Source organism: Cupriavidus basilensis (genome assembly GCF_029335485.1).
In the GTDB taxonomy this organism is placed as follows: Bacteria; Pseudomonadota; Gammaproteobacteria; order Burkholderiales; family Burkholderiaceae; genus Cupriavidus; species Cupriavidus basilensis_E.
This window is the reverse complement of sequence record NZ_JARJLM010000048.1, coordinates 1-14,110: the sequence shown is the minus strand read 5'-3', so window position 1 is coordinate 14,110 and position 14,110 is coordinate 1. Positions and strand designations below refer to the sequence as shown.

Sequence of the window (14,110 nt, the reverse complement as noted above, 5' to 3'; positions counted from 1 at the left end):
GGCGAGCGGCAATATGACGGCATCCCGAAGACGATTCCTGCGCTTCGGCGCGGCGGCAGCGGCAGGCGCGGCCTTGCCGCTCTGCGTTTCCGCGCAGGGCCGCCCCGTGCTCCGGGCCGGCGACCAGAAGGGCGGCCTGCGTGCCTTGCTGGAAAGCGCGGGCGAGCTGAAGGGGCTCGCCTACGACATCCAGTGGACCGAGTTTCCCGCCGCCGCGCCGCTGGCCGAGGCGCTCAACGCGGGGGCGGTGGACTCGGGCCCCATCGGCGACGCGCCGGCCATCTTTGCGCTGGCAGCCGGCACGCCCATCAAGATCATCGGCGCCAACCGCTCGGATCCGTTCGGCACGGCCGTGCTGGTGCGGGCGAATTCGCCCCTCAGGACGGCGGCCGATCTGCGCGGCAGGAACATCGGCACGAATCGCGGGTCGATCGGCCATTTCGTCGCGCTGAAGGCGCTGGAGTCGGCCGGCCTCAAGCCGGAGGACGCTAGCCTGCGCTTCCTGCCGCCGGCGGACGCCAAGCTTGCGCTGGTCAATGGCTCCATCGATGCGTGGGCCACCTGGGAGCCCTATACGGCGCTGGCGGAAACCAGCGGGCATGCCCGTGTCCTGGTCAGCGGCCGGGGCCTGTGGTCCGGGCTCAGCTATCTCGCGGCGACGGACAGCGCGCTGGCCGCCAGGCGCGAGCTGCTGGGCGATTTCCTTCAACGCGTGGTGCGCGCGCAGGTCTGGTCGTACCAGCATGTGGACAGCTTCTCGGCGGCGCTGGCGCGCATCATCGGCATTCCGCCGGAGGCGGCCCGGCTGCAGTTCGAGCGGCGCCGCACGCAATGGCGCAATATCGACGCGCAGGTGATCGCCGAGCAGCAGCGTACGGCGGATTTTTACCTGAAGGCCGGGCTGCTCAAGCAGCGGCTGGATGTGCGGACCACGTTCGATACGCGCTTTCCGCTGCCCGCATAGCGCAGCACGCCACGCGCCCGGCAATCCGCCTGGATGCTTAGTGCAGCGGCGGGGCGAGGTCGGACCCGGTCAAGCTCACGACTCGGTTGCGGCCACCGCGCTTGGCCTCGTACAGCGCCGCGTCCGCATGCCCATATGCCTGATCGAAACCCGTTCCGCGCGGGCTCCAGCTGACGCCGAAACTGGCCGTGATCTGCATGCCGGGGGGCACGGCGAACGCATGGCCCGCAATATGCAGCCGCATGCGTTCCGCCAGGCCAACCGCGGCGTCGAGCGAAAGCCCGGGCACCAGTGCCGCGAACTCCTCGCCGCCGACCCGGCCGATCATCCCGGCGTCCTGCACCGTCCGCTCCAGGCAGCCGACGACGCCACGGATCACGGTATCGCCGACCGGGTGGCCGAGCGTATCGTTGACCCGCTTGAAGTGGTCGATATCGAGCACGATCAGGGCGAGGCTGCCGCCGGCGAGGATGATGCCAGCCTGCTCGATGATCGCACCGCGATTCAGCGCGCCGGTCAGGGTGTCGCGCGTGGCGCGGAACTCCAGCTCGCGCGCCAGTTCCTGCAGGCGATGGTTGAGCCGGTTCATCTCCAGCTCTTCCCGGTCGCTGCGCCGTATCAGTCGGCGCGTCTCGCGCATCAGCCGCTCGTAATAGGCAATCAGCTGGCCGAGCGTGTCGCGGTACGCTTCGCTGCCGGCATGGGGATTGCCGAATACTGCCTTGGCGCCAGCCAGGACGCTGTTTTCCGAATCGAAAAGGTCGGGCTCGGTCATCCGCGGGTCAGCTCGCCGTGGTGGCGTGGTCGAAGAATTCGATGGCCGGGAAATCGGCGTGCAGTTCCTGGCCGAACTCCAGGATCGTATCGTCGTCCACGTCGTGATACCAATGCAGGATCACCCGGTTGCCCTTGTCGGCCGCATCGTTCATGGCGTCGAACATGCTGAACAGCACCTTGGTGCTGGAGCTGTTGAAATACGTCAGCGCGACGTGGACCGTGACCTCGGCGCCTTCGCAGGCGGCCAGGTAGCGGCGCAGGCGGACGATCACATCGCCATAGAACGCGGCGGCGTTTTCCGGATAGGACTCGCCCTTGAGCGACAGCGTATGCTGCCCGAAATCGAAGCTCACCTCGGGCGATGTCGGTGTGGCGGCAATGAACAGGTTTTCCATTACTTTCCCTTTTTCATCCCGTTCAGATCGTGGCGGTGAGGTGGAACATCGTCGACACCGGATCGGTGTCGATAGGCTGGAAGCTGTATTCGAGCGGGGCGCTGGCGTCGCGCGCCACCGTCAGGAAACCCAGGCCGGCACCCTTGCTGCCCTCCGGCGCTTCGGCACGCATGGTTTCCTTGTAGGCCTGCTTGATCTGTTCCAGCGTCATGGTGCGCAATGGCTCCAGCGCGGCGCGAAGCTGACCGACCCTGGCGATCGCCACCGGATTGGAGCACATCAGCCGGTAGCGGTCGTCGAGCATGCTGATGCAGACCGAGCCGTGCCGCAACTGATTGGTGTCCTGGGTTGGCGGCGTGAGCGCGTCGGACGAGTAGTGCACGATATTCTGCGCCATCTCGACAAACGAGGAGAACAGCTTGCGCCGGGTCGTGCCATCGACGCCGGTGATCGTCAGCTGCAGCCGGACCGCGTCGGACATCGCCGCGATAATGTTTTGGGAGAAATATCCGACGTAGTAGAAGATCACGTTGCGTTCACGGGCCATATCGAAGAATGCCCCATATTCGTTGTCAATCGAAGTACCGTTCATATCAGGGCTATTGGACGCGAAAGCAGAAGAAGGTGAGATCGTCACGTCGGCGATGATGGCCTTGCCAGGCACGGTACCGGTCCAGCACGGCCTGGTTGAGTTGCGCGGCGCTGGCATGCCGGTTGGCGCGGATCGCCTCGCGGATGCGGCGCTTGCCAAAGGCGATTTCCCGGGGGCCGCCGATCTGGTCGATCAGCCCATCGGTGGTCACGAACACCACGCTGTCCGGCTGTGTCTGGACGAGGCGGTTCTGCCAGGCGAAATCCATGTCGGTGTCGACATAGCCGACCCCCATGCGTTCGCCGTCCACCATTTCCCCTTCTTCGTCGCCGGGATGGAGCACGAACAGGGCGCTCTTGGCGCCGGCGAAGGAGAGTCGGCGGCTGGCGTTGTCGTACCAGAAGAACGCGGCATCCATGCCGTCGTTCGATTCGGGCGCACCGTCATGGGCTTCCGTCTGTCCCAGCATCTGCTTGATGCCGCGGTTGACCGCCATCAATAGTGCGCCGGGATCGCGCGGACCCCGCTGCTCGATGGCCTGGATCAGGATGGACGAGGAAATCAGCGTCATGAACGCGCCCGGCACGCCGTGGCCGGTGCAATCGGCCAGCGCGGCGAACCAGCCGTCGTCGAAGGCGGCAAAGTGATAAAAGTCGCCGCCGACCACATCGCGCGGCTCCCACACCAGGCCCGCATCGCCAAGGGTGCGGGCGAGCGCCTCGCGCGAGGGGCGCAGCATCGAGCGCTGGATGGTGCTGGCATAGTCGATGCTGTGCATGATCTGCCGGTTCTTCTCGGCCTGCATGTCGGCGACCGCGCGCATCAGCTGCAAGCCATGCCCGATGCCGAGGAAGCGGCCGTCCTGCGCGACGATGAAGCCGTCGGCGAGCGCTTTTTCGCCGTATTCGACGGCCTTGAACGTCAGGGCCTCGATGCTCATCCCGGCATCGACCACCAGCGGCTCCTTGTCCATGAAGGCGATGCAACTCTTGCGGTCGTAGAGCTCGCGATGATAGGGCTTGCTCATCTGCGACATGAAGATCGCACGGTTGATCAGGCCGATCGGCCTGTCATCCTCGGTCACCGGCAGGCTGGCGAGATCCCGGTGCTTGCCGAACACATCCAGGACTTCCTGGTTGTTGTGCCCGGTGGTCACCGATGGCGTGGCAACGCACAGATCCTCGGCACAGGGCTGCCGGAAGCGGGAGCGAGCCACATGGGAGTCAACCGGGACGTCAGACATCGCCAGGCCATTCGGATTATTGGGAAGGCGCCGATTGTATGTCGCTCACATGTCGCTTATGTGACACTTGATCAAGGCCAGGCGGCCCGGGCCGATCAATCGGCCGGCGCGGTAGCGTCCTTGAGGGCGCGCGCATCGTATTCGCGCATGGCGTCGGCGGCGCGGCCCTTGCCCAGCACGCGGAAGCTGGCCGGATCGGCGCCGTCGATCGCCACCAGGCTGATGTAGCCGACGATGTAGGCGTGCTTGCGGTCGCGCGCGAAGTCGTGATCCAGGAATTCGAGGGTGGGCAGGTGGACGCGCCTGGCCGATACCGGGCGGCGGCCGAAGAAAAGCTGGTCGCCGGCCAGCAGGAAGCCCGGGTGGGGCACCTGCAGGGTGTCATGCGGCACGCCAACCTTGAGCGGCTTGCCGTCGCAGAACAACTGGTCCGCGTCCCAGGCATAGCAACCTTCGAGCCGCAGCGCCTGCGGGGCCACGCCTTTCTTCACCGTGCCCAGATAGAACGCGCGGCCGGCGTCGCGGGCCCAGCCGCCACGCAGCACCGTGAAGGCGGCGGGATCGACCTTGCGCAGGGCCTGCGGCGTTTCGTAGTGGTTCGGCACAAAAAACACGGTGACGCCGTCGCTGACATAGTGCTCGTCGAGTTGCCGCAGTCCGGTGATCGGTTGCGTGGAGAGCGGGATCAGTTCGCAGTGGCCCTCGCCGCAGCTGTAGAGCCAGTGAATGCCGCGGGCATCGCCGCAGAACACGCCGGGAAGGCCGTGGACCAGCCGCAGTTCGTGCGCGGCGAAGCTGTCCGGGTCGAGCCCGGTCAGGCGGTGGCCGCCGTACTCGACTTCCCGTGGGCGCGCGGCCGGCGCCTGCAGGCGGTGCCACCAGTAGTCCTGCAGCGCCGGAAGGGCGGTGAAGAAATCCCGCCATCGCTCTGCCTCGCCGTTGTCGATCACGGTCTGGCGCTTGCCGTGGTCGATGGGACCGATCCTGTCGGTCATCTGAAGCGGGCCGTCGCCGTTGGGCGCCACCACAAAGCTGGCCCGGTCAGCCTCGATGCGGCGGCCATGATAGTAGACGTGGCTGGCATCGGCGATATAGCTCCCGTCGAAGCCCACCACGGTGGCGCCGTCGGCGCCGGCGATGCGCTTGCCGTTGAGGTAGGCCGCCTCATGGTCCACCGCGTAGTAGGCATGCACGCATTCCACGGGTTCCAGGGGGCCGTTCTCAGGCCATCGCCACCCCTGGTAGGCCAGCGGGCGGAAGGCCTGCGGGCTGCGGGTGCGGATGGTCTTGCCAGTGATGTAGTAGGCCTGGCGGGCATCGCGGGCGTAACGCTCGTTGAGGACCTCGAAGGTGGCCAGGTCGGGGTCTTCGATACGGTAGAAATAGTAGTAGACGGAGCCGCTGCCCTGCTGCGCCTGCACGATGACGTGCTCGCCATCGGTGAACCAGCGCCCGGCGATGCAGCGGAATGCCCGGGGATGCGCGACGGGCAGGGGGCTGCCGTCTTTGGCCCAGAGCGGCCGGCCGTGCCAGAGCACGGTATCGCCGTCGATGCAGTACGAGGGATGGTTGGTGGGCTGTAGCTTGGCTGGCATCGGAAGACCTTGGGGCCGGGTGGAGCAAGGTCGACATGTTAAACCGTCGATCCGGGTTGGCAAGGGCCGGCAACTGGCTGCAGTCGGGTTCAACCGCAATTAACCGCCAGGAATGCAACCCAACCGCGAAGATGTGCCGGCCGCTTGCGGCCGGCACGCCAGACAGGCAGGATGTGCACGGTAGACTTGCCGGATGCGCGTATTGCGGCGGTACTGCGCCGCACCGGGTTGCCTGGCTCCCACCTGGCTCCCATATCCCGGCCCTTTATCTGCCGTCGCTCCCATGGATGGACGGGCCCGCAATCGGAAATCGGAAGCCGGAAGGCGGATCGCCCCCCCGGACCGGACTGACCCGGATCGAATGAACTGGAGACCCTATGCCGTACATGTTGCTGATCGTCGAACCCGTGGGCCAGCGTGCCGAACGCACGCCGGAAGAGGGGCGCCAGGCCTACGCCAGCATGACGCAGTTTGCCGGCGGCCTGACCGAACGTGGCCTGCTGCTTGGCTGTAACTCGCTCACATCGGACGCCAGCGGCGTTCGCGTGCAGGTGCGCGCAGGCCGCCGCGACCTGCTCGATGGTCCCTTTGCCGAGGCCAAGGAGATGATCGGCGGCTACTTCCTGCTCGACTGCGCCACACAGGACGAAGCGATCGCCATTGCCGCCGAGTGTCCCGCCGCGGCCTGGTGCACGGTGGAAGTCCGCGAGGTCGGGCCTTGCTTCCTGTGATGCCGTCGCCTGCATTCGCGCGGCTTGTTAGGTAGTTACCCTAGGTTCCCAGGTTTTCCCGCATCGGCTGTCGATCCGGCGGAGCGTGGTTCGTCGTACCGGTAAGCGCCACCGGAACCGGATGGCGCCAAGACCGGCAATCGAAAGCGCAAGGAGAACCGCAATGCGATTCATGATCCTGGTAAAAGGCACGCAAGGCACTGAAGCCGGCACGATGCCGGAAGAAGGGCTGATGGCCGCCATGGCGGCCTACCATGAGGCACTGGCAAAAGCGGGCGTGCTGCTCGACGCCGCCGGGCTCAAGCCCACCTCTGCCGGCTGGCGCATCCGCTATGCCGGCGGCCAGCGCACGGCCATCGACGGGCCGTTCACGGAGTCAAAGGAACTGGTGGCGGGTTACACGCTGATCCAGGTGCGCAGCCGGGAAGAGGCGATGGAATGGGCGCGGCGTTTTCCCGCGCCCCATGGCGAAATGGCCGACGGCGAGATCGAGGTGCGGCAGTTGTTCGAACTGGAGGATTTCGAGCCCGGCCAGGCGGTGGAGCGCTTGCGCGACCTGGGCGTGGGCCAGCACTGAAATTTTCCGCCTATCCTAAACCGAAGCGGACGGGCAAACACGCGCGGGCCTCCGGATTACGCGCTGTCGCCAAACAGGAAAAATCATGCACAAACAAATCTACGTCAATCTACCCGTGGCCGACGTGCAGCGCTCGCAAGCCTTTTTCAAGGGACTGGGCTTCAGCTTCAACCCGCAGTTCACCAATCAGAACGCCGCTTGCATGGTGATCGGCGAGAACATCCACGCGATGCTGCTGGTCAGGGAATTCTTCCAGACCTTCACCACCCGGACGCTGTGCGATACCACGCAGAGCACAGAGGTGCTGATCTGCATTTCCTGCGAGAGCCGCGCCGAGGTGGACGACCTGGTTGCCAGGGCGGTGGCCGCCGGTGCTACGTCGCCACGCGCGCCGCAGGACCACGGCTTCATGTACGGCCACGGTTTCGAGGATCTCGATGGGCATATCTGGGAGCTGGTGTACATGGAGCCGTCGGCGGCGGGCCAGGCTTGAGGCGCGCGGCGCTCGCAATATGACCACTGTGCCAATGCATCGGGCGATCGAAGCCGTATGGCGGATCGAATCCGCCAGGGTCATCGCCCACGTCGCGCGCGTGGTGCGCGACGTGGGCCTGGCCGAGGAACTGGCGCAGGACGCGCTGGTAGCCGCGCTGGAGCGCTGGACCGACACGGGCGTGCCGGACAACCCGGGGGCCTGGCTGATGACCACCGCGAAAAACCGCGCGCTCGACTACCTGCGCCAGCAGGCGCTGCACGCGCGCAAGCACGAGCAGATCGGCCAGGATCTCGAAGCGCTGGAGGCGCATGTGGTGCCGGATTTCGTCGATGCCCTCGATGCCGCCCGCGAGGACGATATCGGCGACGACCTGCTGCGCCTGATCTTCACCGCCTGCCACCCGGTGCTCTCCACCGACGCGCGGGTGGCCATGACGTTGCGCCTGCTGGGCGGGCTCTCCACCGGGGAAATCGCGCGGGCCTTCCTGACCCCGGAGGCGACCATTGCCCAGCGCATCGTGCGCGCCAAGCGCACCCTGGGCGCGGCGCGCGTGCCTTTCGAGGTGCCGGGGCCGCAGGCGCGCGCGCCGCGCCTGGCTTCGGTGCTGGAGGTGATCTACCTGATTTTCAACGAGGGTTATTCGGCTACCGCCGGCGATGACTGGATGCGGCCCGCCCTGTGCGAGGAAGCGCTGCGCCTGGGCCGCACCCTGGCCGGGCTGGCGCCGGAGGAAAGCGAGGTGCACGGGCTGGTGGCGCTGATGGAGATCCAGGCCTCGCGCACGCACGCGCGGGTGGACGCGCAGGGGCGCCCGGTGCTGCTGCTCGACCAGGACCGCGGCCGCTGGGATCCACTGCTGATCCGGCGCGGGCTGGCCGCGCTGGAGCATGCGCAGGTGCTTGGCGGGGCGCTGGGGCCATATGCCCTGCAGGCGGCGCTGGCCGCCTGCCACGCCCGCGCGCCGGTCGCCGCGCAGACCGACTGGGCACAGATCGCCGCACTCTACGATGCGCTTTCCCAGGTGGCGCCGTCCCCGGTGGTGGAACTGAACCGCGCGGTGGCGGTGGGGATGGCATTCGGTCCCGAAGCCGGCCTGGACATCGCCGATGCGCTCACGGCGGAACCGTCGCTGGCGAAGTACCACTTGCTCCCCAGCGTGCGTGGCGACCTGTTGTTCAGGCTCGGCCGCCTCGACGAGGCGCGCGCCGAGTTCGAGCGCGCCGCCGCCATGACCCGCAACGCGCGCGAGCGTGAATTCCTGCTGGGGCGGGCGCGGGAAGCAGGCGCGGCGCGTTGCCGGCCTACCAGCGCGTGCTGATGCTGCCGATGATGGTGCGGCCGTTGCCGTAGTAGCACTGCACGCTGGAGTTGCAGCCGGCCACGTATTCGCGGTTGAACAGGTTGGACGCATTGAGCTGCAGCCGCCAGCGCGGGCCGATATCCGCATGGATCGCCGCATCGAAGAGTGTCGCGGCCGGCGCATTGAAGGTATTGGCCGTGTCGCCGGCGGTATCGCCGAGATAGCGCACACCGGCGCCAAAGCCCACGCGCACGCCTTGCACCGGCGGCAAGGTGTAGTCGGCCCAGGCCGATGCCATCTGGCGCGGCACGCCGTAGGGCCGCTTGCCGCGATCGGTGCCGTTGCTGCGGGTCACCACCGGCTCCTGGTAGGTATAACTGGCAACCAGGTTGAGGCGCGGCGTCACGCTCAGCTTGCCCTCCAGCTCCACGCCGCGCGTGCGGATCTCGCCGGTCTGGATGGTGTTGGCCAGATTGGCGGGATCCGCCGTCGCCACGTTTTGCTGGGTGAGGTTGAATACCGCTGCCGTGAACATCGATCCGGATCCGGGTGGCTGGTACTTGATGCCCGCCTCGTACTGCTGCCCGGTGGTGGGCTTCAGCGGATCGCCGGCCAGGTTGGTGCTAAGCGTGGGCAGGAAGGAGGTCGAGTAGCTGGCGTACGGCGACAGGCCCAGCGGCGATTCATAGAGCAGCCCGGCGCGGTAGGTGAACTTACCGGGGCCTTGCGTGACCTTGGTGCCGTTGCGGTTGTTGTTGGTGGACGCGTGCGTAAAGTCCTGCCGGCCACCGACGGAAAGCACCCAGCGCTCCCAGCGCAGCTGGTCCTGCAGGTAGAGGCCAAGCTGGCTCTGTGCCTGGTCCGTGCTGGTGGTGGGGCTGGCTGGCAGCGTGGCGTTGACGCCATAGACCGGCGCATAGAGATTCAGCGATGGCGCGCTACCGCTCCACACGCGGTTCTGGAATCCCTGCCACTGGTAATCCACGCCCCCCACGATCTTGTGCGTCAGCGGCCCGGTGGCGGTGTTGACTTGCATATGGTTGTCCACCTGCACGCCGTTCAGGATGGGGCGGGCCTGGTAGGCGGTGCGGGTCAGCGTGCGCTGGTCTGCCAGCAGCGCCTTGCCGAAGAGGGAGCGGTAGTCCAGGTCCAGGTGCGTGTAGCGCACGTTCTGCCGGAAGGTCAGGTTGTCGGCAAAGCGATGCTCCAGCCGGTAGCCCACCGCGACCTGCGTCTTGAGATAGCGGTCGAAGCCGGGGTCCCCCGTCAGCAGGCTGGTGGGAATGCGGCCGTAGACCGTCGGCGTGACCATGCCGGCCGCCGGGCCGTAGGTGGCGGCTGAGCCCATGTTGTCGCGCATATAGGTGGCGGACAGGGTCAGGCTGGTGCGCCCGTCGGGGCGCCAGGTGAGCGTTGGGTTCAGGTTCAGGCGGTCGTCGGTGATGTTGTTGACCTGCGTGCCGCTCAGGCGGCCCAGGCCGTTGAAGCGGTACTGCAGGGTGCCGTCCTGGTTCAGTGCGCCGGTGGTATCCACCCGCACCTGGCGGCGGTTGTGCGAGCCGTAGTCCAGCGCCAGCTCGTGGAACGGCTCTGCGCTGGGATCCTTGCTGATCAGGTTGACGAAGCCGCCCAGGTTACCGGCGCCGTACAGCACCGAACTCGGGCCGCGCAGCACTTCCACCCGCTCCAGCGAAGACGGATCCACGCGGAACGCCGCATAGCTGCCCACGCGATTGGCGATCTGCGGTACGCGCAGGCCGTCCCAATAGGCATCGGCATTGAAGCCGCGGATATAGAACCAGTCGGCGCGCACATCGGCGCCGAAGGGATCCGCATTGACGCCGGCCGTGTACTTGAGCGCGTCGCCCACGGTTTGCACCGCCTGGTCGGAGAGCTGGTCGCGCGTGATGACCGAGACCGATTGCGCGGTCTCCATCAGGCTGGAATCGGTCTTGCTGGCGCTGGACGAGCGCTTCGCCACATAGCCGCTGACCGGACCGCGGGCAGTTTCCGTATCGGCCTGCGCGGTCACCACCACCGTCGGCAGGGCGATGCCCTGGGAATGCGGCGCGGCAGCCGCGACGGGCCGCCGGGCCAGCGTATAGCTGCCGTCGGCGCGGGGGCGCAGCGCCAGGTTGCTGCCTTCCAGCAACTGCTCCAGCGCCGCGCGCTCCGTATAGCGTCCCGAGAGCGCCGGACTGGCCAGGCCTTCCGTCAGCGCCGGATCGAACGACAGCGCGATGCCGGCATTGGCGGCAAAGGCGGACAGCGTGCGGCCCAGCGGGCCGGCGGGGATGTTGTAGTCGCGGGCGGCCGTGTCATCGGCTTGCGTGGGACTGGCCGCATCCGTGGCGGCGTGCACGGCCGGAGGCGTGGCCGCGCCGGCGAACGCCATGGCCAGCAGCGCCAGGCGGATGGCTTGGGGGAGAGGGCGCTCGGAGCAGCGCGGACGGGCGACGGCCATGCGGATAAAGTCCTTTCGGTGGTTCGGAGTCTGGGATTCATGCTCCTTGCCAGCCGAGGCCGGAAAAAGTGTCATGGGTGGCGGGATTTTTTCTGGCGTGGGCAATGGAGCGGCCAGGATTGCCGTAACGCCCGGCTGTCAGCCGAGCCGGCAGGGCAAGCGCCTACTCGATTCCGCTCCAGGCCGGGTCCCTGCGCTAGAATCCGTCAGCGCCGCACGGATGCGCCGCCGACGCTGGTTTCCCGGCAAAGGAAATCCAGCATGGATAACGCCTCGCAGACCGCACCGAGGCACACAGGGAGACGCGTCGGTATGCTGCAACAACCGCACGCAAGCCCGGCATGTGCGGGTAATACCCCGCGCGGAGCGCTGGCCAGGACTTCCGGCCAGAGTCCGGCTGTTTGGGCGTTGCGCACATTCCAGCCAATGTCGATCCGGTACCGGGCCCACGCTTACGTTTGAATTGCTGAAGCCGAGTCTGTCCAAGATGCTTAGATTTGTCTTGCCAACCATGTCGGTCGACCGGCGGTTTGGGATCATTGCCAGCGCGCTGGGCCTCCTGTTTCTGGTACTGGCGAGCGGGCTCCTGATTCACCAGTGGAGCGCATATACAAGGGCAGAGTACGCTCTGACCCATTTCCAGGTCTTCCGGGCCACATTGCTTGCGATGGAGAAGGTGTCCGCGGAGCGGGGGCCAACCAACAGTGTGCTGGGCGAAGACGTGCCGCTTCCGGAGGCGCGGGCGGCCGCGCTGCGGGTGGCGCGTGCCGAGAGCGATGCGCGCATCGCGCAACTGGTCGGGCTCCTCGGCCTGCCCGGCTGCGACCGGTGCGAGAACGAACGGGCAGCGGCGCAGCGCGTGCAAGCCACGCTGGCCGATGCGCGCGCGAACATTGACCGGGTACTCCGGGTGCCACGCGCGCAGCGCACCGATCCGGCGCTGGAACAGGCCGTGATGCGCATGGTGGAGGTCATCCCGCACTTCTCTCCGATCACGAACGCCAGTACCGCCGGCGTGCTCAACGGAGACGCCAGCGCGCTGAATTGCATGACGGCGGCGCGCCTGGCAGCGACGCTCCGGGAACAGGCCGGGCTATTAGGCTCGCGCTTCACCGCGGCGTTGGTGTCGCAGCGGCAGCTGACGGAGGATGAGCAATTTGCCATCGAACGCACGCGCGGCGGCATTGACCAGCTGGGTGCATACATGAGAACCCGCGTGCAGGAGGATGCGGCGCTGGCGCACGGGGCCTTCGCCCGGGTGAACGGGAAGTATTTTGGCGAGGGTCTGGCCTATGTGGCCCGGATTCGCGCGCTGGCCAGCCTTCCAGGCGGCGCGGCCGCCTCGACCGGCGAGTTTGCCGCACGGTATGTGCCCCTGATGCGCCCGATCGTCGAATTCCGGGATGAGGCGCTGGCGCTGGCCGAGGAGGAGGTGCGCTTGCACCGGCACGCGATGCTGGTCAGGCTGGTCGGGGCCGCGGGCATCCTGTCGAGTTTGATGTGCGCGCTGGCGCTGGGCGTATGGCTGTTCCGGCGGCAGGTCATCCGTCCTTTCGCCGAGGCTGCGCGCGTCATCCGGGCCATCGCCGCGGGCGGTCCCTCGGCCGACCTGCCGCCGAACGCGTATCGCGGCGAGATACAGGAACTCTTCGACGCGGTCCAGGTATTGAAGGCCAAGGATCTCGAAAGGACGCGGCTCGAGCAGGAGCGCCAGCGCCTGATCGCGGAACTGAGGACGATGGCGGAGACCGATTCCCTGACCCGGCTCCTCAATCGCCGCGCCTTCGAGAGCCGTGCGCAGGCGGCCTTTCTGGATCGGGACGTGCTGGCCCCCTATCTTGCACTGGTGATGATCGATATCGACCATTTCAAGCGCATCAACGACACCTATGGCCACGCCGTGGGCGATCGCGCCCTCGAATGCATGGCCGATCTGTGCCGTGAAACATGGCGCAAGGGCGATGTGGTTGCGCGCATCGGCGGCGAGGAGTTCGCCGTGCTGGTCGGCGTGCAGGACCGTGCGCAGGTGCTTGAGATGGTGGAAAGGCTGCGTCTCAGGCTATCGCGTGCCGTGGTGCCGGTCGAGCAGGGCGCCGGCTTCACCATGACCGCGAGCTTCGGCGTTGCATACGCCGCGCGCGCGGACGCACCCAGCGTCAAGTCGCTGCTGAAGCGGGCGGACCGCTTGCTATACCGGGCCAAGCTGGCCGGGCGCGATCGGGTCGAGGTCGAGGCATCGGCGCTGGCGGATGGCGGCCCCCCGCCGTGACCGGCGGTTCAGAACACCCCGGGAATCACCCGGTAGCGGACTCTGGCCCGATAGGCTCGATACGCCGGGTCCTCGCCCAGGAATTGCTCTTCCCTGAAAATGCGCCCTGTCTGCAGCGCGTACAGGCCGCCATAGACCAGCGCATTGCGCCATCCGAGATTGGTCAGCAGGAAGCCAAGGTCTGTCACCAGGTAGCCCAGGTAGATAGGATGCCGGACGAAGCGGTAGGCGCCGCGCGACACCACCCCGCGATTGGCAGGCAGGATGCCGAAGGCATCGCGCAGGGAAAACTTGGCGAACAACTGCCACAGGATGCCGCCGACGCCCAGGGTGGCGCCGGCCGCTTCCGGGATCACGCGAGCACCGGGCTCAAGTTCGATGCCGAGGAAGTAAAAGCTCCCCCCGACCGACATCACGACGCTCATGGGCCGGAAATCCCGCCTGGCGGGGATGCGCGCGAACAGCGATAGTCCAACGGTGACCAGCGTGGCGGTCATCATCAGCAGCAAGGTGGTGCGCTCCGGCGCCAGCCGCCACTGCACGAAGGCGCTATAGGCGAACACGCTCAACAGCAGGCCGACGACGAGGCGGGCGGAGATTTCGACGACCATCTCGCGCAGTTGCGGGCGCATGGGCCAGGCCGGATGGTGGATCGCCGCCGTCTTGGCCGGCATTGCATCGCAATCGTCGATCATTCCCTGGTATCT

Annotated in this window: 13 protein-coding genes; 6 read left to right on the top strand and 7 right to left on the bottom strand. The window is 67.0% G+C overall.

The window, feature by feature from the left end; all coding sequences use genetic code 11:
- Positions 1–13: 13 nt before the first annotated feature.
- Positions 14–964: an ABC transporter substrate-binding protein gene (locus P3W85_RS03025; RefSeq protein WP_276263669.1), complete on the top strand. Its 951-nt coding sequence runs from the start codon at positions 14–16 to the stop codon at positions 962–964.
- Between the two features lie 37 nt (positions 965–1,001).
- Here P3W85_RS03025 and P3W85_RS03020 read toward each other — a convergent pair whose 3' ends face one another.
- From P3W85_RS03020 to P3W85_RS03000, 5 genes are all read right to left on the bottom strand, one after another.
- A complete protein-coding gene (locus P3W85_RS03020) occupies positions 1,002–1,739 on the bottom strand; it encodes a GGDEF domain-containing protein (protein ID WP_276263668.1) in 738 nt (245 codons plus the stop codon).
- A 7-nt stretch (positions 1,740–1,746) separates the two neighbouring features.
- On the bottom strand, positions 1,747–2,136 hold the full coding sequence (locus P3W85_RS03015) for a DUF1987 domain-containing protein (protein ID WP_017225811.1): 390 nt from the start codon (positions 2,134–2,136) through the stop codon (positions 1,747–1,749).
- Between the two features lie 22 nt (positions 2,137–2,158).
- The gene (locus P3W85_RS03010; RefSeq protein WP_017225810.1) at positions 2,159–2,728 is read right to left on the bottom strand and encodes a SiaB family protein kinase; all 570 of its coding nucleotides are present in this window, start codon (positions 2,726–2,728) and stop codon (positions 2,159–2,161) included.
- 7 nt (positions 2,729–2,735) lie between these two features.
- Positions 2,736–3,971: a SpoIIE family protein phosphatase gene (locus P3W85_RS03005; protein WP_035809313.1), complete on the bottom strand. Its 1,236-nt coding sequence runs from the start codon at positions 3,969–3,971 to the stop codon at positions 2,736–2,738.
- A 95-nt stretch (positions 3,972–4,066) separates the two neighbouring features.
- Complete coding sequence (locus tag P3W85_RS03000) at positions 4,067–5,566, bottom strand: DKNYY domain-containing protein (RefSeq protein ID WP_276263667.1); 1,500 nt, start codon at positions 5,564–5,566, stop codon at positions 4,067–4,069.
- Between the two features lie 377 nt (positions 5,567–5,943).
- Here P3W85_RS03000 and P3W85_RS02995 point away from each other — a divergent pair, with 377 nt between their 5' ends.
- From P3W85_RS02995 to P3W85_RS02980, 4 genes are all read left to right on the top strand, one after another.
- A complete protein-coding gene (locus P3W85_RS02995) occupies positions 5,944–6,297 on the top strand; it encodes a YciI family protein (protein ID WP_276263666.1) in 354 nt (117 codons plus the stop codon).
- A gap of 163 nt (positions 6,298–6,460) precedes the next feature.
- Positions 6,461–6,874 (top strand): YciI family protein, encoded by a 414-nt coding sequence (locus P3W85_RS02990; protein WP_017225806.1) that lies wholly within the window; start codon positions 6,461–6,463, stop codon positions 6,872–6,874.
- An 85-nt stretch (positions 6,875–6,959) separates the two neighbouring features.
- A complete protein-coding gene (locus tag P3W85_RS02985) occupies positions 6,960–7,367 on the top strand; it encodes a VOC family protein (RefSeq protein WP_276263665.1) in 408 nt (135 codons plus the stop codon).
- A 19-nt stretch (positions 7,368–7,386) separates the two neighbouring features.
- Positions 7,387–8,688 (top strand): RNA polymerase sigma factor, encoded by a 1,302-nt coding sequence (locus P3W85_RS02980; RefSeq protein WP_276263664.1) that lies wholly within the window; start codon positions 7,387–7,389, stop codon positions 8,686–8,688.
- Here P3W85_RS02980 and P3W85_RS02975 read toward each other — a convergent pair.
- Entirely contained in the window at positions 8,672–11,134 is a 2,463-nt protein-coding gene (locus P3W85_RS02975; RefSeq protein ID WP_276263663.1) for a TonB-dependent siderophore receptor, read from the bottom strand. The genes P3W85_RS02980 and P3W85_RS02975 overlap by 17 nt on opposite strands.
- Positions 11,135–11,180: 46 nt before the next feature.
- On the opposite strand from P3W85_RS02975, the gene P3W85_RS02970 reads away from it, so the two are divergent.
- Complete coding sequence (locus P3W85_RS02970; RefSeq protein ID WP_346430227.1) at positions 11,181–13,403, top strand: GGDEF domain-containing protein; 2,223 nt, start codon at positions 11,181–11,183, stop codon at positions 13,401–13,403.
- A gap of 8 nt (positions 13,404–13,411) precedes the next feature.
- On the opposite strand, the gene P3W85_RS02965 is transcribed toward P3W85_RS02970, so the two are convergent.
- Positions 13,412–14,035: a methyltransferase family protein gene (locus P3W85_RS02965; protein WP_276263686.1), complete on the bottom strand. Its 624-nt coding sequence runs from the start codon at positions 14,033–14,035 to the stop codon at positions 13,412–13,414.
- Positions 14,036–14,110 lie beyond the last annotated feature (75 nt).